This is a genomic window from Paenibacillus polymyxa, assembly GCF_018614975.1.
GTDB lineage: Bacteria > Bacillota > Bacilli > Paenibacillales > Paenibacillaceae > Paenibacillus > Paenibacillus polymyxa_E.
This window is the reverse complement of the sequence record NZ_JAGGNR010000037.1, coordinates 83,539-102,058: the sequence shown is the minus strand read 5'-3', so window position 1 is coordinate 102,058 and position 18,520 is coordinate 83,539. Positions and strand designations below refer to the sequence as shown.

General features: G+C 46.9%; 18 protein-coding genes. 10 read left to right on the top strand and 8 right to left on the bottom strand.

The window, feature by feature from the left end:
- Positions 1–84 precede the first annotated feature (84 nt).
- The 3 genes from J7E78_RS23755 to pdxR are packed head-to-tail and all read right to left on the bottom strand — an operon-like array spanning position 85 to position 2,924.
- Positions 85–543 carry a GNAT family N-acetyltransferase gene (locus J7E78_RS23755; protein WP_251035220.1) on the bottom strand — a complete coding sequence of 153 codons (459 nt, stop codon included), beginning with the start codon at positions 541–543 and terminating at the stop codon, positions 85–87.
- Complete coding sequence (locus J7E78_RS23750; protein WP_215078552.1) at positions 540–1,460, bottom strand: D-alanine--D-alanine ligase; 921 nt, start codon at positions 1,458–1,460, stop codon at positions 540–542. The genes J7E78_RS23755 and J7E78_RS23750 overlap by 4 nt, the downstream gene beginning before the upstream one ends.
- 12 nt (positions 1,461–1,472) lie before the next feature.
- Positions 1,473–2,924 (bottom strand): MocR-like pyridoxine biosynthesis transcription factor PdxR, encoded by a 1,452-nt coding sequence (gene pdxR / locus J7E78_RS23745; protein ID WP_215078550.1) that lies wholly within the window; start codon positions 2,922–2,924, stop codon positions 1,473–1,475.
- A 680-nt stretch (positions 2,925–3,604) separates the two neighbouring features.
- Between pdxR and J7E78_RS23740 the strand changes: the two genes are divergently transcribed.
- Positions 3,605–3,961, top strand: a complete 357-nt coding sequence (locus J7E78_RS23740; protein ID WP_076213814.1) for a nucleotide excision repair endonuclease — start codon at positions 3,605–3,607, stop codon at positions 3,959–3,961.
- Between the two features lie 214 nt (positions 3,962–4,175).
- A complete protein-coding gene (locus tag J7E78_RS23735) occupies positions 4,176–4,922 on the top strand; it encodes a Bax inhibitor-1/YccA family protein (RefSeq protein ID WP_215078548.1) in 747 nt (248 codons plus the stop codon).
- A 174-nt stretch (positions 4,923–5,096) separates the two neighbouring features.
- Here J7E78_RS23735 and J7E78_RS23730 read toward each other — a convergent pair whose 3' ends face one another.
- A complete protein-coding gene (locus J7E78_RS23730; RefSeq protein WP_215078546.1) occupies positions 5,097–5,780 on the bottom strand; it encodes a 4'-phosphopantetheinyl transferase family protein in 684 nt (227 codons plus the stop codon).
- Between the two features lie 163 nt (positions 5,781–5,943).
- On the bottom strand, positions 5,944–6,813 hold the full coding sequence (locus tag J7E78_RS23725; RefSeq protein WP_215078580.1) for an arylamine N-acetyltransferase family protein: 870 nt from the start codon (positions 6,811–6,813) through the stop codon (positions 5,944–5,946).
- A gap of 291 nt (positions 6,814–7,104) precedes the next feature.
- On the opposite strand from J7E78_RS23725, the gene greA reads away from it, so the two are divergent.
- The 3 genes from greA (at position 7,105) to rlmN (ending at position 10,468) form a co-directional block, all read left to right on the top strand.
- Entirely contained in the window at positions 7,105–7,581 is a 477-nt protein-coding gene (greA, locus tag J7E78_RS23720; protein WP_215078544.1) for a transcription elongation factor GreA, read from the top strand.
- 250 nt (positions 7,582–7,831) lie between these two features.
- Positions 7,832–9,187 carry a sodium-dependent transporter gene (locus J7E78_RS23715; RefSeq protein WP_215078542.1) on the top strand — a complete coding sequence of 452 codons (1,356 nt, stop codon included), beginning with the start codon at positions 7,832–7,834 and terminating at the stop codon, positions 9,185–9,187.
- 186 nt (positions 9,188–9,373) lie between these two features.
- Positions 9,374–10,468, top strand: coding sequence for a dual-specificity RNA methyltransferase RlmN (rlmN, locus tag J7E78_RS23710; protein ID WP_215078540.1), 1,095 nt, complete (start codon positions 9,374–9,376; stop codon positions 10,466–10,468).
- A 173-nt stretch (positions 10,469–10,641) separates the two neighbouring features.
- On the opposite strand, the gene J7E78_RS23705 is transcribed toward rlmN, so the two are convergent.
- Positions 10,642–11,082: a GNAT family N-acetyltransferase gene (locus J7E78_RS23705; RefSeq protein ID WP_215078538.1), complete on the bottom strand. Its 441-nt coding sequence runs from the start codon at positions 11,080–11,082 to the stop codon at positions 10,642–10,644.
- A 185-nt stretch (positions 11,083–11,267) separates the two neighbouring features.
- Here J7E78_RS23705 and J7E78_RS23700 point away from each other — a divergent pair, with 185 nt between their 5' ends.
- The 5 genes from J7E78_RS23700 (at position 11,268) to J7E78_RS23680 (ending at position 16,156) form a co-directional block, all read left to right on the top strand.
- Positions 11,268–11,708 (top strand): MarR family winged helix-turn-helix transcriptional regulator, encoded by a 441-nt coding sequence (locus J7E78_RS23700; RefSeq protein ID WP_251035225.1) that lies wholly within the window; start codon positions 11,268–11,270, stop codon positions 11,706–11,708.
- A gap of 101 nt (positions 11,709–11,809) precedes the next feature.
- On the top strand, positions 11,810–12,919 hold the full coding sequence (locus J7E78_RS23695) for a glycosyl hydrolase family 8 (RefSeq protein WP_215078536.1): 1,110 nt from the start codon (positions 11,810–11,812) through the stop codon (positions 12,917–12,919).
- Positions 12,920–12,943: 24 nt separating this feature from the next.
- Positions 12,944–13,819, top strand: a complete 876-nt coding sequence (locus J7E78_RS23690) for a diguanylate cyclase domain-containing protein (RefSeq protein ID WP_215078576.1) — start codon at positions 12,944–12,946, stop codon at positions 13,817–13,819.
- A 159-nt stretch (positions 13,820–13,978) separates the two neighbouring features.
- Positions 13,979–15,274, top strand: coding sequence for a glycosyltransferase family 2 protein (locus J7E78_RS23685; protein WP_215078534.1), 1,296 nt, complete (start codon positions 13,979–13,981; stop codon positions 15,272–15,274).
- 153 nt (positions 15,275–15,427) lie between these two features.
- Entirely contained in the window at positions 15,428–16,156 is a 729-nt protein-coding gene (locus J7E78_RS23680) for a class I SAM-dependent DNA methyltransferase (RefSeq protein WP_215078531.1), read from the top strand.
- Positions 16,157–16,355: 199 nt separating this feature from the next.
- On the opposite strand, the gene J7E78_RS23675 is transcribed toward J7E78_RS23680, so the two are convergent.
- A complete protein-coding gene (locus J7E78_RS23675) occupies positions 16,356–17,138 on the bottom strand; it encodes an ABC transporter ATP-binding protein (protein ID WP_215078529.1) in 783 nt (260 codons plus the stop codon).
- 78 nt (positions 17,139–17,216) lie between these two features.
- The gene (locus J7E78_RS23670) at positions 17,217–18,440 is read right to left on the bottom strand and encodes an MFS transporter (RefSeq protein WP_215078527.1); all 1,224 of its coding nucleotides are present in this window, start codon (positions 18,438–18,440) and stop codon (positions 17,217–17,219) included.
- Between the last annotated feature and the right edge of the window lie 80 nt (positions 18,441–18,520).

Below are 18,520 nucleotides of genomic sequence, written 5' to 3'. Positions count from 1 at the left end.
TTGACAGGGAGCGGTTCAATGTGCGGATTGGGGCGTTCTTTTTTTGGTTTGATATTCAAGGGGGCGTATCCCGTATCCCGCAGGTTAAGTGTGCTGTAGAATCTGCGGCTTTTTGCTAAACCCGGTACTCCCGGCTGTGAAGCCCATCTGGCGATAGAATTCATGTGCAGCTTCACGTTCTGGGCGATTGCCACTGTTCAGAGACAAGGAATCCACGTTATGCGTGGCTGCCCATTGCTCAGCTTCAAGAATAAGCTGACGGCCGATGCCTGAGCCCCTGAACTGGTCGTGTACAACCAATGCCATGATACGGCAGTGTCTTCCGTTCTTTTCATACAGATAAGACGTCTGTAATCCGATCAGTCCAACTACACGTCCGCGTGTTTCAGCAACCAGTGTGGTAAAGTTTGCGTCTGCAGCGATGTGGGCATAACGCTCCTCCATCTCCGCGTAAGTGGTTGGATAACCAAGCTGATCCATCAGAATGACCATATCTTGCAGATCCATAGTAGAGCTATCTCTAATGGTTACATCCAGACTCATAATTGTATCTCCTCCTGGGGTCTCTCTTTCAACGAAAGTTCAATAATGGTATCCAGTAGCTCTGCAAAAGAAATGCCTGCAGCGGCTGCACTTTTGGGCAGCAGACTGTTACGGGTAAGACCCGGCAGCGTGTTTACTTCAAGTACATAAGGTAAGCCTTCCCGAATCATCATATCCACACGAGCGTATACGCTGCATTTCAGCACCTGATAGCAGGCGAGTGCCGCGGTTTCAACGCGATGGTGAAGGTCCACAGGCAATTGTACAATCTGCTCATCGGCCCCGTGATCATCGTATTTGGAAGCATAGTCGAAAAACTCGGCGTTTGAACGAATGGAGATCACCGGCAGCATCTTACCATCCAGAATGGCACAGGTGATCTCCTCACCTTCAATATACTGTTCAATCATAACCGTATCATCCCAGGCGAGGGCGGCCTCTACGGCAGCGGGCAGGGCGGAAGCTTCCTTCACCACTTGGGTACCAATGCTGGAACCGCCTGAATTGGGTTTGACCACCACGGGGTACGTTAATTGTTGAACAGCAATAGAGGATAGTTCCTCCATATGGTTCACCCGCAGCCATTCCCCGGTAAGCACACCTGCATGCTGCATGAGCTGTTTGGACATGTCTTTATCCATGCATACACTGCTTGCTAGCACACCACAGCCTGTGTAGGGAATACCCAGGGATTCGAGTGTGCCTTGGACAGTACCGTCTTCGCCGTATTTACCATGCAGGGCAAGCAGTGCAACATCGATCCCCGCTGACTTGTCGATTAGATCACGCTTGGTATTCAGCTCAATTGGCACAACCTCGTATTTGTCTCTATTCAGGTTTGCAATCATCTCCTGTCCGGTGAGCAGGGAAATATCCCGCTCTGAAGATGTACCGCCCATAATCACGCCAACTTTCATGTGGAATCCTCCTTATCTCATTTGAGCTGCTGTCTCGCCAATGATGCGAATGCCTTTACGTATATTGTCATCGCTGACTCTGGAGAAACCCAGACGCATCGTGTTTACACCCTGACCAGGTTCCAGATAAAAAGTATCCCCTGGTGTGAACGTCACACCTTTTACTTTACAGGCCGCCAGCAGTTCACGGGTTCTGTATTCGGACGGAAACTGCACGAACAGGTGCAGGCCGCCCTCACCGGAGACTCGGCACATTGGCAGATGCTGCTTCAGGCAGCGCACAACCAGTTCATATTTTCGCTTATATTCCGTGCGAGCTCGCTTCAGATATTTCTCGAAATTACCGTTGCTCAGATATTGATACAATAGCGATTGATCCAGCGTTGATGTGTGGATGCTGCGTGCCCGTTTCATACTCTCCAGATAATCGATCAACGCCGCATCCGCAATAACCCAACCAACCCGCAGTCCTGGGAACAGGACTTTGGAGAAGCTACCTAAATACACCAGCCCATTGCCTTTGCCCATGCTGGCAATCAGGGGAGATACGTGGGAACCGGAATAGCGTAATTCCTCATTGAACCCGTCCTCAATGATCGGCACTTGATATTGGTTCATCAACCTGATAATCTCCGCCCGTTTCGCAGGGGATGTCACGATCCCGGTTGGATTGTGATAGGAGGGCACCAGATAGGCCAGATCATATGGACTTGCCTCAAGCTCATGTTCCAGTTGTTTCAAGTCCAGGCCATCCGGCTCCATATTCACACCGGTTAGATGGAACTGGTGCAGCTTCAGGTTTTTGATCGCTGTGTGGTGCGTGGGGTTCTCGCAGAGCGCTTTGCCGCTTTTTTTGCGCAACGCTCCAAGCACCAGATCGAAACCTTCCGTGAATCCGTTCGTGATTAGGATGTCTTTGCCATGGAGGTCGACACCTTTGTTCTCCATATAACGTAGTAAATAGTTCATCAGCGGTCGGTATCCTTGCGCATATCCGTAATTCAGCAGTACTTCGCCTTCAAGTGACATGCGATCCAGAAAAGCCCGCTTCACGTTGTGCAGATCAAACAGCTTTTCATCCGGTGCTATGCTGGTAAACGATATCTCACCGCGCTCCGCTCCGGAGCCATGCTTCATCAGATCGTAACGCTCTGCCTGAATGGCATACTCGCTTACCTCTGTCGTCCAGTCCAGTTTCCAGCTTGCTGCTGCCTCAGGTGTTTCGATGGAGGCACTGACGTAATTGCCCTTGCCTTTGACTGCATAGATCAGACCTTCATCTTCAAGTTCGGCATAAGCGAGCAGGATCGTGCTGCGGCTAACCTTCATGAGTGTACTGAGTTCACGGGTCGAGGGCAGCTTTTGTTTGGCTTGCAGGCCGCCTTTGAGCATCAATCGCTTCATATAATCTTTGACTTGTATATATACAGGGCGGTCCTCCGTCAATTGCAGATCGGAATACATCCCATCACTCCCTCTACTGGTATCTTGCCATATTATAAACCCCGCAGAAAGAACCACGATACCTCTGTTTCCCTGAGCGTGTGGTTGGTTGTTCGCACAAACGCAAAAAAGCCCTGGCAGTATGCCGGGGCCGGGTGGTGAAACTTGATCCATTATCCATTTTCTATAGTACTGCTGCTATAATTTCTACATTTGCATTGCATGACTAGTCTCTAGGATCGATAGCTATCTGACCTTCTACGTGTGTCTATTTTACTTCAGTACGACTATAATTGCAGGCTTTCTAGGTTATACTTAAAATCTACAGTGAAATCATGAATCTAGGTCTTTCTACGTTTGCTTGCTGCAAGGGTCGAATAGAGGGTGAATCCACAATCTATAAGCTAGGGTTCTTGCTAACTGTACTCTTGTCGTGATCACGTAACAGAATTCAGCATGAAAAAGAGTTTCAATCATAGGGTACAATAGACGGAGGTAGATATAAAGACGTATGTCTCAGTGCCCAATTTCTTCCTCATACCCCTATAGTACCACTTTGAATCAGGGAAGTTAACCTTTTTTTTGAAATATTTGTCGTAATAGCGAAAATTGCGTGAATTGTACTTCATATAGAATGAAATGGTGTCCCTTTATAATATGTGATAAGATCTAAACCTATAGATAATGAGGAAGTGAGCCTATTGATTAATATTACCGTGCCAACACCGGATGTAACCATCACAAAGCAGGTTGATCCACAGCTTAGTCACATTTATGGATTTACTGATTTTCACCTGATTACCCGGGAACTAGGCGGGATTTTCATGTTTTACAATGCCGCTGGAGAGTTGTTATTTGTCGGGAAAGCACGTAAATTAAGACCACGTATCAAAAAGCATTTTGAAGACACTGTATCACCAATCAAGAATCACCGTGAAGAAGTAACGAAGATCGAAGTATGCCTGGTTGAAGATCCGGTAGATCGTGAAATTTACGAGACCTATATCATCAACACGATGCGTGCGAAATACAATGTAGATAAAGTTTTGTACAAATAAGATGCTTAAAAAGCACATGAACATGCAATGTCTGGGACATATGTCCTAATTATTGCGCCAGTGGGTAAGGATGTAATCGAAGGATTGCATCCGATTCCTTCTAGTGCCATCCCGATCTTTTCGAGGGAGTAGCTTGTAGAATTTGAAACGTAGTAAGCCAAGTTTAGTATCACAGTATCACAGATATACCAAATACATATAAGAGGTGATTGTGTTGATCGGTCGTAGCGGTAACCCTGCACTTAAAGACAGCACGTTTGAAAACAGAGGATATGGAGAAGATCGGTATCAGAATTACATGACGATCAACGGCACGGTGAATAAAGCGTTTATTACGCTTGTGATTCTGCTGGGTAGTGCATTTGCAACCTGGATGATGTTCTTTAACGGACAACAAGTGATGCCGCTCGCTTATGGCGGATTAATCGTTGGTTTCATTCTGGCACTTGTCATTTCGTTCAAACCTGTAGCGGCACCGTATCTAGTACCCGTCTATGCTGTGGCAGAAGGCTTATTCCTGGGAGCACTTTCTGCAACCTATGAGTCCCTGTATAACGGAATTACCTTGCAGGCGGCTCTGTTGACCATGGCTGTATTCATCGCTCTGCTGGTGGCATACAAAACCAGATTGATCAAAGCTACGGAAAACTTCAAGCTTGGGGTCGTGGCTGCAACTGGCGGTATCATGATTATGTATCTGTTGAGCTTTGTCCTTGGTTTCTTCGGAATTTCGATTCCTTATCTGCATGATAACAGCTTGATCGGCATCGGTATTTCGGTCGTTATCGTCATTGTGGCGGCCCTCAATCTGGTCCTTGATTTCGACTTCATCGAGGGTGGTGCTGAACGTGGTGCGCCCAAGTACATGGAGTGGTACGGTGCATTTGGATTGTTGGTGACGCTGGTATGGCTGTACATTGAGATCATCCGTCTGCTTGGCAAATTGCGGAGCCGGGATTAATCCTATTCAATACGTCAGAGACGTAAACGGAGTGTGGATTTAAAGTCAAAAGCTAAAAAGCTAACACGTGATACTCACGTCGTTAGCTTTTTTGATTAACCTTAGCAGGATTTCCTTAATGGGGGCATCTTACAAAACTCAACTGATTCCAATTCGTTGAGGCCCAGCAACACTCTATACTAACTCTGTATACAGATCCTCCAAGGTGACGATCTCCGGCTTGCTCGGTAGCTCTCCCCCGGCTGAACAGGCTGCAAGCATATGCTGATCATCCAAACGCTGACTATAGAAGCGATGTGCCGCAGCCAGTTTACAATGCCAATCTTCCCGCTCATCAGGAAGGATGGCGAAGGAGTCCAGTGGTATGGACAGGCCCATACCGACTGCCTTGATATAACTTTCCTTCAGCGTCCATAGACGGTAGAAGGTCTCCAGCCGACGATCGTCAGGCTTGGCAGCCAAGAACTGGCTCTCCTTAGGAGAGAAGAAACGCTCTGCAATCTGCATGTCAATGGGAGCTGTTTTTTCCACATCCACGCCCAGTTCATCTGTACTGCCGGAGATCAGAGCAATCCAATCACCAGAATGGGAGACGTTGAATTGTACATTCGAATGGTGACTGAGTGAAGGTTTGCCGTAGGAATTACGGGTAAAAGAAAGCTCAGCAGGTCTCAGTCCAGTTAACTTGCTCAAAGTCACACGAGTCAATATCTCTCCCAGCACGGAGCGATACGCGTCAGCCTGGCGCACAAAACGCGAAGCCTGGGCACGACGCTCGGCAGAGACCTGTGACAGAAAATGATTCCAGTACGCCTCGGGCAATACTTCTGGAACTTGGAGCACACGAATAGTTATCATTATTAATCACCTGAGGACATATTCGGCGTGGACCAATAACTTTCCTTTATATGGAATGGAACCTCAACTCTTCTTCCCAATTCATTACTATACGGATGCCCCTAACAAGCAAGCCGCTTGTCTCACTTTTCATGTTAAGGCCTCAGGTTCTGCATCTTCCTCTTCATGCTTCCTGTACTCGTTTCCATTCCGTATGCGCAGCCTGCACTCGTTCCCACATGTCCTGGCATTCCAGTTCGCTGTAGTTCACCAAGGGTTCATGGAATATTTCAGTTAATACGTTACGCCACTCGGTATAATTCCGGATCTCTGTTTTCCGGATTCCTTCGATATCATGTGTTCGAAGCATACATCCACGTAGTTCATGACTGCGGATCTCATCCCGCTGACGAAGCAAAAATGCGTTATGCCAAGGTGATTCGGCCGCTCGACTGTAGAATTCATGTTTGGGAATGAACTCTTCCAGGCTGGTGATTGCTTCAGGAGCATAGTCCACACCCTCGCTTGGTCCATTCGGTTCATATTCGAGTCGCCACCCGCCCGCAACAACAGATGAAGGCATCAATTGGTACGTGAACGGAGCTGAGCCATAGGTTCCATAACGAAGTGGCAGAGGTTCAAAGGGCATTCCGCCCAGACCTGCATCTACAATCCAACGCTCAACTGTCGGGTCAGCATCCGGCAGAAGGACAGATAGACCGAGATGGAATGAGTTCACACGGGGTTGTTCGCCATGAGGCTGTACTCCCCCGCGATGCCAATCGACTGTGTAACCGAGAGAGCGGAGAAGAACACTGAAGGCACCATTTAGATGAAAGCAGTAGCCGCTGCGGCCTTGTAATATAAGTTGAATCGATTCTTGAAGACTGATTCCCGCAGGACGACCTGCATAAATATCGACCGTTTGCCAGGATAAATATTGCACATGTGCTCGTTGGAGTTCAAATAAGAATTCCAGTGTAGGTTTCTTTATACCATCTATGCCGATCCGTTTCAGATAGGCTTGTATTTCAGCTTTATTCAATAGTTCAATCATTAGATCACCTCACGTCATATTGTGGACTGCAGGCGATGGTTATAAAACTTCTGCTGCCCTGAATTCATTGTAAAAGTCAATGGGTGAAAACAACATCATCAGTTGAGCAGATTGTAACGGTACAATTAACGGGTGCAGCCTTGAAAATGATCTCAAGAGATAAACATTGTTTTGATATCATTGAAATACAATATATGGATGAGCTATTTCTTTTTCTTGGTTATGCTAACGGTTTGGAGTGGATATAGGTTAGAATATAGATAGATAGCAGGATTAGGAGATGGAAAAATGGCTAATGATGAAGTGATTTTGACACAGGAAGGCTTGGAAAAGCTGCAGGACGAACTGAGGGATTTGAAGTCGGTGAAGCGTAAGGAATTGGCTGCGCGTCTGAAACTTGCGATCAGTTACGGTGACCTGAAGGAAAATAGTGAGTATCATTCAGCCAAAGATGATCAGGCCTTTATGGAGACACGGATTTTGATTCTGGAGAAGATGCTAACAAAAGCAAGAGTCATCTCTTCAGACAGTATAGACTCCAACAAAGTGAGCATTGGATCGACGGTGTTGCTTAATGACATTGAGTTCGCCGAGAAGATTGAATATAAAGTGGTTGGTCCTGCCGAGGCCGATGTTGCGGATAATAAAATTTCGTACGAGAGCCCGCTGGGCAAGGAAATAATGGGCAAAGAAGTGGGCAGCGTCATTCATGTCAATGCTCCGATGGGTGTTATCAAGTACGAGTTACTTCAAATCAAAGTGTAATTCAAAAAGAGAGGTGCTCCGCAGTCATTAAAGTGACTGAGGGGACACCTCTTTTTGGTTCTATTGGGCTTTGAACGGTTGGACGAACGGACTTTATCACATACTGTGTTTAAGGAACTTATGAGATGAAGATTTCCGTATGTTTTATATGTAAAAAAATAACAATTCGATAAATTTTGAATTTCGAATGACCTGACAAGGTGAGTAGTATATAATTACGGGAAAACTTTAAAGTGATGGAGTAGATACGATGAATTTTAGTAAGCCTAATCTAGATCAAGACAACGCTGGCAAAGGAGAACGTTTCTCCCAAACTGGATTTATCCTGGCAGCCATTGGTAGTTCGGTTGGTCTGGGCAACATGTGGAAATTCCCGTACATTACGGGTGAGAACGGAGGGGCAGCATTTTTCCTGCTCTTCATTGTCTGTTTGCTGCTCATCGGTCTGCCAGTGCTCCTGGCGGAACTTGCAATTGGTCGTAGTGGCAGAGGAAGTGCAGCTACTGCTTTTATCAAAGCAGGTGGACATAAGGGGTGGCTCGCAGCCGGATTGCTGCAAGTATTGACGCCGTTTATCATCCTGTCCTTTTATGTCATTATTGCGGGCTGGACATTGCAATATGCACTTAAATCCTTTAGTGGAACGTTGTTTGCCAATCCGGATTATGCCGGACAATTCAATTCCTTCGTAGGTGGCTATATGCCCATTGTATGGCAACTGATATCCGTACTCATTGCGGGCTGGATTGTAGCCAAAGGCGTATCCAACGGGATTGAGAAGTTTAACAAGGTTCTGATTCCGGCGATGATGGTACTGCTGATCATCCTGATGATTCGGGCAATCACGTTGCCAGGTGCAGGTGCAGGGGTTTCCTTTTTCCTGAATCCCGACTTCTCACAGCTTACAACCGAATCCGCATTGGTAGCGCTTGGACATGCCTTCTTCTCCCTGTCCCTCGGGATGGGTATTCTTGTAACCTACGGTTCGTATGTGGATAAAAATCAATCCCTCGGTGCGGCAACCGTCGCCGTAGGTGCAGGTGACCTGATCTATGCATTCATTGCTGGTCTGATCATCTTCCCAACGACATTCTCGTTTGGTATTGCACCGGACCAAGGACCTTCACTAATCTTCGTGGCACTTCCGGCGGCTTTCTCGGCGATGCCACTTGGCTTCTTGTTTGGCGGACTGTTCTTCATCCTGTTGGCTATTGCGGCATTGACATCATCGGTATCCTTGCTGGAGGTTCCGGTAAAATATTTCATGGAACGTTTGTCCTGGAGCCGAAGCCGTGCGGTATGGACTATTTCGCTGGCGGTCTTCATCTTCGGACTTCCTTCGGTATTGTCGATCGGCTTGCTGCCTGAATGGACGATTGGATCGAAGAGTGTGTTCGACTGGATGGACTTTGTGGCGTCCAACATCATGCTTCCTTTGGGTGGATTGCTCGTGACTATATTTGCCGGTTACTTCTGGAAAAAGGCTGCAGAAGCTTCCGGACTGAAAGCCGGATGGTTCCGGATCTGGCTGTTCATGTTGCGTTACGTGGCTCCGATTCTGGTTCTGCTGGTTCTACTGCATACATCCGGTATCATTCACTTCTAGAAGTGAAGACTCAGGTAGAAATAGGGATACATGCTGTCTGTTGTGCAGATTTGCCATAGATAAAACCTCTTGGAAGAAATGCTAAAGCCCTTGTTTTCCCGCTTCAATTTTGGGACAATACGGAGTAGAGGTTTTTTGGGTAGGACCGATAAGCCATATGCTTTCTTGCGAAAAGAGGATTATACAATGAACAAATCGTCCATATATGGATTAACATTAGAGCAATTACGTTCCTGGCTGCCGGAGCATGGGCAGAAGAAATCCCGTGCATCCCGGATCTGGGAATGGTTATATCAGGAGCGTGTACACGATTTTCCGGCAATGACCGATGTCCGTCAAGAATGTCTGGATGTACTTTCCGAGCATTTCACAATGAACTCTCTTAGCGAACATGTGAAGCAGGAATCGGCAGATGGTACCGTGAAGTTTCTGCTTCGGATGCAGGACGGCAACCTGATTGAAACGGTATTAATGCGGCAAAAATACGGACTTACCGTCTGTGTGACCACACAAGTGGGCTGTAACATTGGTTGTAGCTTCTGTGCGAGCGGTCTGATCAAGAAGAGCAGAGACCTGACCGCTGGAGAGATTGTGGAACAGATTATGCATGTGCAGCGACATCTGGATGCAGCGGGTCAAGACGAGCGGGTAACCAACGTGGTGGTAATGGGGATTGGCGAACCATTCGACAACTTCAAGCACATGAGTGATTTCATCGAAGTCATCAAGGATCGCAAAGGACTGGCACTTGCCGCCAAACGGATTACTGTATCCACGAGTGGCCTTCCGGACAAAATCAAGGAATTTGCAGACAGCAGTCTGCAGGTTAACCTGGCGATCTCTCTGCATGCACCTAATAATGAACTGCGTACACACATCATGAAGATCAACCGGGCTTTCCCGATTGAGCAATTGATGGATGCGGTGGACTATTATTTGGCTACAACGAACAAACGCATCATGTTTGAGTACATCCTGCTACGTGATGTTAACGATCAGCGTGAGCATGCTGCGGAGCTTGCTGAACTGTTGTCCAGTCGTAGAAGTATGGTCAGTGTGAATCTGATCCCATACAACCCGGTGGATGAGCACAGTCAGTATCAACGGAGTACAGAAGAATCGATTCTGGGCTTCTATGATACGCTCAAAAAGAACAATATCAACTCCACTGTACGTATGGAACATGGTACCGATATCGATGCTGCCTGCGGACAGTTGCGGAGTAAACAAATGAAGAACAACGCTGCAGATTCCCAACCAGACCGTCTGGCACTGGGTTAAGATATAACGCGGAGATAGCAAGTAAGCTAGGATACTTGGTTGCTCTAATGGGTGCCTTTACGTCCCATATACCGTTGTTGCGTTGTTGGGTTGCGAACGAATGCGTTGCCTGAATGCAAAACGCCTCTGTATATCACTGAGAAGTGATAACAGAGGCGTTTTTTGGAATGTCATTATTTCAGTTTTTTGGTCATTAGCAGATGAGGAATGCCGTCTTCCATAAATACGTCCGACGCGGGTGCATATCCGAGACGTTCGTAGAACCTGGAAGCTTGTACCTGTGCGTGCAGCTTGGCTTTCTCAAGACCATCAGCAACAGCCATCTGCTCCAGCTTGTCGATCAGCACACGGCCCAGGCCGTGTTTGCGGTAATCAAGCATGACACAGATCCGTTCCAATTTGGCGACCTGTTCCACAATGCGCAGTCTGGAGGAGGCAGCCGGTACACCGTCTACGTAGAGCAGAATGTGGCGCGCCTCCGCGTCTAATGTATCATAAGCGTCGAATTCATCCGCTGCGGGCACGCCTTGTTCTTCAACGAAAATAGCAGTGCGAATGGCGAAGCAGGCATCGAGCAATTCCTGATTATTAACTTCAACAATCGTTGTATTCATGAATGTTTCTCCTTTGGGTGATCGTAATGTTATCCTGACGTGATAAACTGGTACATAACAGGAATGTGGAACGCATCTCGTTCTTTTCAACAGTAGTTATACCATCAATTATGTTGCGAATGCAACAATTTTATAGGGGCGTGAGTGTGTTGACTGAGAAAAAAGAAGTGCTGCGTGAGATTGGGATGATTGCCCGTTGTCTGGATTCAATCAGTAACGTGGAGTTTCAGCATCTGAACTTGTCCCGTGGGCAATATCTATATCTGTATCGAATCTGCGAGAATCCGGGCATCATTCCGAATCAGCTCGCTGAACTGATCAAAGTGGATCGTACGACTGCAGCCAGAGCGATTAGTAAACTCGAATCCGATGGATTTATTGTCAAACAATCGGCAATAGATAATAAAAAGATCAAGTTGTTATATCCGACAGAGGCTGGGCTTGAAGCGTGGCAATTTATTCGTAAAGAGGGCTTTCATTCCGATCAGGTGACACTGGACGGTCTGACGGATGAAGAGATCGAGACCGCGGTCATGCTTCTCCGCCGAATGCGCCATAATATCGAGGTGGACTGGAAATTTGTCAAAAAGGGTGGACGACGGTCCTACATGGATATTTCGGAATGAACAGATCCTCTATCCTTGACCCCTGCATCCCAGACTCTAGCCGAACCTATCTCAAGGAGAAGAGCCATTATGTCACAGCAGCATCAGTACAGGAGGGAGTCATGAAGCGGGTTAACCGGAGAAGAATAACGTGGTGGATCATATTGGCGGTCAGTATCACGGCGGCATTAATTATTTTTGTGAAGGAGCGGTTTGTGATGAATGAATCATCCCCTACGGTATCCTTTGTTCAAGATCATATGACTAATCCCAATGGTACACTTGCGACCTATTTGCAGGATGCTACCTCAGAGAGAGCGGACATCGTAGCAGGCAGAGAGGCTTTATCTGAATCACTTGGTCTTTGGATGCAATATGCTGTAGCCAAGAATGATCAGGCGTTATTCGAGGAAAGCTATGAACTGCTGACGACCTATTTCCTCATGCCGCAAAAATATATTGCCTGGAAGCTGAATGCAGAAGGTGAATCTCAAGTGACCACCAACGCGCTTGGCGATGATTTTCGAATTGTCGGTGCCTTATTAAAGGCAGCAGATCAATGGGAACAAGGAAGAGAGGCCAAACTGGCCACGGCTTCCGAAATATCCCGTACACTTTTGCAATCGGTTCAGAATAAAGGATATTATGTGGATTTTCACGATTTTGCGAGTGGTCACTCCACAGATACGTTAAGCCTGGTCTATGTTGATCTCCCGTCTCTTCAATTAATGGAGAAGCATAATATGCTGGAGCCAGGCGCATATGGCAAGTACGAATCCATGCTGAAAAGTATGCCGGATGATGGGTTGTTTTACCCGAAAACATTCAATGTGGCGACGAAAACGTATACATATGATGATACGGTGAATCTGATCGATCAGCTAATCGTAGCGAACCATCTAACTGCGACCAGCCGGAAACCGGACAAGCTCATTGCTTTTTTGAAAAAAGAGTTTAATACTCGCCATCAGCTCCCTGGACAATATAAGCGTGGTACTCGCAGACCTGCGGTATCTTATCAATCTACGTCCGTATATGGACTCGCGATTATGCTCGCTGTTCAGTCAGATGATCCAAAATGGGCAAAACAGTTGTACAACCATATGATCACCATGCGTAGTCTGGACGCCAATTATCCGGGTGGATATGTATTTAGTGGCAACACACATATGTTTGATAACCTGTTTCCTCTGCTTGGAGAGACTGCATTGCAAAATTCACTTAAAAAGTAATCTACTGGAGAGAATAAACCTATGATGAGGAATAAAGCACCCATCCGTCGTATTGCATGGGGATATGCCAGTATGATCGGATTAGCCGTGATTCAGCAGCTCGCTGTCTATCTTAAAATTTATATGAATCAGAGCTATACCATACAGGAGTTGGTGTTTAGCATCGTGTCGCTTGGAGCGCTGATTCTGGGTTTTGTGATACCTGTCGGAGTGTCTGTCGTCGCCGGATTTATATATCTGGTCTCTTATTTTGTCTGGCTTGTTACTTACGCGGATGTCAATGTGCTTGCGTTCTCATGGTGGTTGCTCATTCCAGCTAATGCGTTAGTGGCTGCCTTTATCAAGGCAAGTCTTGTGCGCAGAGCGCGTGTCATAGAGCGTCTGCAGGAGCTTAAGGGGCGTAGTCCGGAGATTGATCTGGACACCTCTCTGGGTAATAAGGGTGCACTAGCGGATACACTTGTTAAGCAAAGTAATCTGGCCAGACGTTATTCGGAGCAATATGGATTCAGCATGGCGATGTTCAAGATCGAGTTTTTGCCGTTGGTATTGGAATCACTCGGTTCCGTGCGCTATGCACAGTTTCTTCTTGAACTATCCACTACCATACAGAAGCAGATTCGGTTTGAGGATTATAAATTTTTTGTGGACCGGGGAAGGTTTGTCATTATCTGTCCAATGACCAATGTGGAGTACATGCCCATTCTGACACAACGCATCAAAAAAGCCATGATGGATCTGCAGTTCATCGATAAAAGGGGAAATGAATTGCAGACGGTTATTCGATCTGGTGCGCTGGTATTCCATAAGGAACAATTCAGTAAGTATAAGGATATCGATGCAGTTATCGCGGCGCTGGAACGGAATACAGAGACGGATCTCATTGGTGAATATATCTAACGAACGGGAAGGAGAGATTCGCTGTGGATTATATGTCCTGGTTCATCCCGGTCTGTATCGCTGTCAGTTGTATCTTTGCCGTATGTACCGTTTTACTAACGATTGCTACCCTTCGTTTTCGATCAAAAGTCAATCGCAAGTACGATCGGAGGAAATGAATTGACTGACTTTATTCTGCTGTTATCGATATTCAGCATCTGGATTGCCGTATTCGAGTCGATTGTTATTATGGCAGGGGCTATTCGTTTTATTAATAAACAGGACAAAAAGGGGATTCAGATTCCTGAACATATGGATCACTATCCGACGGTGACCATCATGGTTCCTGCGCATAACGAGGGTCTGGTCATTGTTACGACGGTAGAGCATATTCTGCGCCTGAATTATCCGGAGGACAAGGTCCAGGTCATCGTTATAGCGGATAACTGTACAGACGATACCGGAGAGAAGCTGAGATCATTCCTCAGTCAGACCAGTTATATACATCGCAATGTGACAGTAATGGAGCGAAAAGGAACAGGTGGCAAGTCAGGGGCATTAAATGACGGACTGGAAATGGCCACGGGCGATTGGATCTGTATCTTCGATGCAGATGCCGCACCTGAACGGAATTCATTAATGTTTTTGGCGCAAAAATCGCTTGAGAACCCTGAACAATATGGCGTGGTTTTTGGAAGAAACAAAGCACGCAACAGAGGACAGAATTTCCTCTCCAAATGTATTAATCTGGAGATCATTACTTCGCAACGTGTGTATCACACAGGTCTGTGGGAATTGTTCCAGCTTGGTTCGATTCCGGGGACCAATTATATTATTAAAACTGAACTGATTCGGGAGATTGGTGGCTGGGATGTCACAGCCATCACGGAAGACACCGCATTGTCATTCGAAATTCTGAATCGTGGCCAATTCGTGGCACTCGCTCCCCAAGCGGAAGCGTATCAGCAGGAACCGGAAAAGCTCAGTGTGTATATGAAACAGCGCGAACGTTGGGCAAAGGGGAATTATCAGGTGGTTCTGGATAACATCCATAACCTGTTTAACCGCTCCAGTTGGCGTAATAAGTTGCTGGTCATCTATTATGCCGTCAGTTATTTCTGGTTTATGCTTGCGATCATTGTATCGGATATTATATTTCTCGTGAATGTGGTCTATCAGGTCATTGCCATATTTAAACCAGATGTAAGTTCACCGTTCCAGTTTGCCGGTGATGCGTATGTGTTCCTGGTCATTGGTTGGGCGCTTATGTACTTTATTTACGTGTTACAGATCAATCTGGCACTTGCCGCAGATATTGGACAGAGCAATACCCGTAATTTTATCTATGCTTGCGTGTCCTACTTCACGTATGCACAGCTGTTCATCCTGATCTCGATCAAGGCATTTTATTCCTTGATTATGGACAAGATTCGGAAACGCGAGAGCAAATGGTACAAAACAGAACGTTTTGGCTAAGCGGCGAAAATTGTATAAATGTAAGGCAAGAAAGGCTGTTTGCTGGATAACTCCAGTAAACAGTCTTTTTGTTATAGCCAGGCACATCCATATTCTGTATACTCTTACAGGCTGTAAATAGGAAGCATGCTTATCCGAATGGAGAGTCACGGAATGAAGGACAGAGGATCGGATTTTTACGATGATCAGGCGAACTTTGAGAAGTATATGGAACGTCGCAAGTGGCAGGAGAACGCCAATGATACATTGGAGAAGCCGGTGATGCTGGAGTTGATTGGAGATGTTGCCGGCAAGAACATACTGGACCTTGGTTGTGGGGATGCAAGGTTCGCCGCAGAATTGCTGAGTAGGGAGCGCGAAGGTGCGACGTATACAGGGGTTGAGGGTTCTGTGAATATGATTCAGGCAGCTAACAAATCGGTAAAAGGATTGAATGCACGGATTGAGCAAGCGTTCATGGAAGAATGGACCTATCCGGCGGGAGCATATGATCTGGTTATATCGAGACTGGCTGTTCACTATATTGAAGATGTGGAGAGCCTGTTTTGCAACATATACAATACTTTGAAAGAGAACGGGACATTTGTATTCTCGGTAGAACATCCTGTGATTACGTCCACACTGCAACCCTCCGGGACTCGAACGGATTGGGTGGTTGATCAGTATTTTGTAGAAGGATATCGTGAGCAGCAGTGGCTGGGCGGTTCTGTGAAAAAGATGCATCGTTCCATTGAATCATACTTTATGGCATTGCAGCGGGCAGGGTTCCGTGTAGAACATTTGCGCGAGTCAGCACCACAACGTGCTTATTTTGTAAACGAGGAAACCTATCTGCGCAGGCAACGCATTCCATTGTTTCTGTTTTTAAGTGCCCGGAAATAGGATAGTGGTAAAACGTATAGATAAATAGATGAAACCGTAAAGTTATACTCATAAATTAGAAAGTTCTACACAGAAAACGGTGGATAACACTAGATATAGCAGTAAAAAGCCCGAAATCTATCCACATGTGGATAAGATATTGGGCTTTTACTGTTATGTTTCTACACCTATGTTACGTTTGCTGTGTATAACCCCGCAATTATGAATCCGCCGCAGCTCTGACATAGACACGTTCTCCATGCGGATCAACTTCCACAGGTGCCTCGAAGAAGTCGCTAAGCACTTCCGTATTCATCAGATCGCCAGTTAATCCACTACGGACGACTTCGCCCCGGCGCAGCAAAAGGCTGTGACTGAACACGGGCAATATTTCCTCGGTATGATGGGTGACATAGATGAGTGAAGGGGTATCTGGGCGCTGTGATAATTCACGTATGCTCTCTAGCAGTCGCTCTCTTGAGAACAGATCCAGTCCATTGCAAGGCTCGTCCAGAATAAGTACACGTGGATTGGCCATGAGCGCTCGGGCAATAAGAAGTTTCTGTTTCTCGCCTTGAGAACAGGTGCGATATTCGCGATCCCACAGGTGCTGACAGCCTAGCGTTCGCATCAATTCCTGTGCGTGATCCAGATCATCATCTGACAGCTTGTCATACAAGCCAATGGTGGCGTGTTTACCGCTGATCACCACATACTGCGTGCGATCCGCGCCGTGTAATTTCTCTTGCAGAGATGAACTGACCCAGCCGATGGATTTGCGGAGTTGCCTCAGATCCACATCACCATATTCATGGCCTAGTACGAATATCTTGCCTTCGGTCGGCCAGAGATATCCGGTGATCATGTTTAGGAGTGTTGTTTTGCCGGAGCCATTCAGGCCAAGCAATGCCCAGTGTTCGCCGTCATTAACCTGCCAGCTCACATCGTTCAGCAGGGTAAGTGGTCCCCTTTTCCAAGTGACATGCTGTACATCAATAATCATGCATTATTCCTTCCTTCTGTTATCCTCAATTCTCCTAGGTGTATTGTAGTCACAAAATCAGTGAGGTTTCAACGGTTATCACGCTGTTCTTGGTTGGTCCTTGCGCAGAAATACAGCACACACACCAAGCAGTGGCAAAAACGAACATAACTTGATAACAAACGAAATGCTGGTCACGTCAATTAAGGAACCTAACACAACCGAGCCAAGCCCAGCCATGCCGAACGACAGGCCAAAAAACAATCCCGATACCGTTCCAATATGACGAGGAAGCAATTCCTGTGCATAGACAATGATGACGCTGAAGCCGGACATCAGGATTAGTCCAATCATTCCGCATAATACCATGGACAAGACGGGTCCCGCATAAGGTAGCAGCAGGGAGAACGGTGCAGTGCCTGCAATGGAGAACCAGATCATCGGTTTTCGTCCATAGCGGTCAGCGAGTGGGCCGCCGAGCAAGGTTCCAACCATGCCTGCAAATTGCAGAACAAATAGACAGATCTGTGCCTGGGAGAGTGGCAAGTCATATACATCGGCGTAATAGAAGGCGTAGTACCCGGTCATGCCAGCAATATATACGAATTTGGAGAACAGCAGCAGGATGAGAATACCCATTGTAAAAGCGATGAATCCCTTGCTCACAGGCCGAGCTACTGGCTCTGCGTCGCTTGATTCTAGAGGGCGTTGCTGACGAATGCGAGTCTCGGCAAGCTTGTCTCTGTACCAGCGACTGACAAAAGACTGAATGAAGATGCCGATCAGGGCAAAGCCCATCAGCCATAGAAAACTATGCTGCCCATGTGGCAGCAGGATGAAGGCGACCAGTAATGGAGCAATGGCCTGTCCTGTGTTACCTCCCACCTGGAAGATCGACTGCGCCATTCCGCGTCCTCGTCCGGCTGCCATATGGGCCACACGTGAGGATTCGGGATGGAGGATGGATGAGCCTATACCAATCAATGCTGCCGCAACAAGCAGCATCCATAACTCGGATGACAAGGCTAAGCCGAGAACACCGATCAGGGAGAACAACATGCCTCCGGGAAGCAGGATCGGCATGGGCTTGCGGTCTGACATATAACCGACCAGTGGCTGAAGGACGGATGCGGTAATATTCAGGGTGAAGGCAATCCAGCCCATCTGGGCGAAACTGAGCTGCATGGTCTGCTGGAATAGCGGGAATGCAGACGGAACCACTGTCTGCATCGCATCATTCAGCAGATGGGCGAAGCTGACTCCGGCGAGTGCCCAATTGGCGGAAGAGTTGATTTGCAATTTGCTTAAAGTGGCCTGAGCCATGGGAGATCACCTCGAATTATTTTTTTCTATGATAAAAGATGGGTGCAGATCATGTCTTTGTGAAAAGTGCTTGGAAAGTG

What these genes read in the sequence shown, in the direction of transcription:
- J7E78_RS23755 (WP_251035220.1), bottom strand. Translation starts at nt 543, where the DNA reads ATGAGTCTGGATGTAACCATTAGAGATAGCTCTACTATGGATCTGCAA.
- J7E78_RS23750 (WP_215078552.1), bottom strand. Translation starts at nt 1,460, where the DNA reads ATGAAAGTTGGCGTGATTATGGGCGGTACATCTTCAGAGCGGGATATT.
- pdxR (WP_215078550.1), bottom strand. Translation starts at nt 2,924, where the DNA reads ATGTATTCCGATCTGCAATTGACGGAGGACCGCCCTGTATATATACAA.
- J7E78_RS23730 (WP_215078546.1), bottom strand. Translation starts at nt 5,780, where the DNA reads ATGATAACTATTCGTGTGCTCCAAGTTCCAGAAGTATTGCCCGAGGCG.
- greA (WP_215078544.1), top strand. Translation starts at nt 7,105, where the DNA reads ATGGCTAATGATGAAGTGATTTTGACACAGGAAGGCTTGGAAAAGCTG.
- J7E78_RS23715 (WP_215078542.1), top strand. Translation starts at nt 7,832, where the DNA reads ATGAATTTTAGTAAGCCTAATCTAGATCAAGACAACGCTGGCAAAGGA.
- rlmN (WP_215078540.1), top strand. Translation starts at nt 9,374, where the DNA reads ATGAACAAATCGTCCATATATGGATTAACATTAGAGCAATTACGTTCC.
- J7E78_RS23705 (WP_215078538.1), bottom strand. Translation starts at nt 11,082, where the DNA reads ATGAATACAACGATTGTTGAAGTTAATAATCAGGAATTGCTCGATGCC.
- J7E78_RS23700 (WP_251035225.1), top strand. Translation starts at nt 11,268, where the DNA reads ATGATTGCCCGTTGTCTGGATTCAATCAGTAACGTGGAGTTTCAGCAT.
- J7E78_RS23695 (WP_215078536.1), top strand. Translation starts at nt 11,810, where the DNA reads ATGAAGCGGGTTAACCGGAGAAGAATAACGTGGTGGATCATATTGGCG.
- J7E78_RS23690 (WP_215078576.1), top strand. Translation starts at nt 12,944, where the DNA reads ATGAGGAATAAAGCACCCATCCGTCGTATTGCATGGGGATATGCCAGT.
- J7E78_RS23680 (WP_215078531.1), top strand. Translation starts at nt 15,428, where the DNA reads ATGAAGGACAGAGGATCGGATTTTTACGATGATCAGGCGAACTTTGAG.
- J7E78_RS23675 (WP_215078529.1), bottom strand. Translation starts at nt 17,138, where the DNA reads ATGATTATTGATGTACAGCATGTCACTTGGAAAAGGGGACCACTTACC.
- J7E78_RS23670 (WP_215078527.1), bottom strand. Translation starts at nt 18,440, where the DNA reads ATGGCTCAGGCCACTTTAAGCAAATTGCAAATCAACTCTTCCGCCAAT.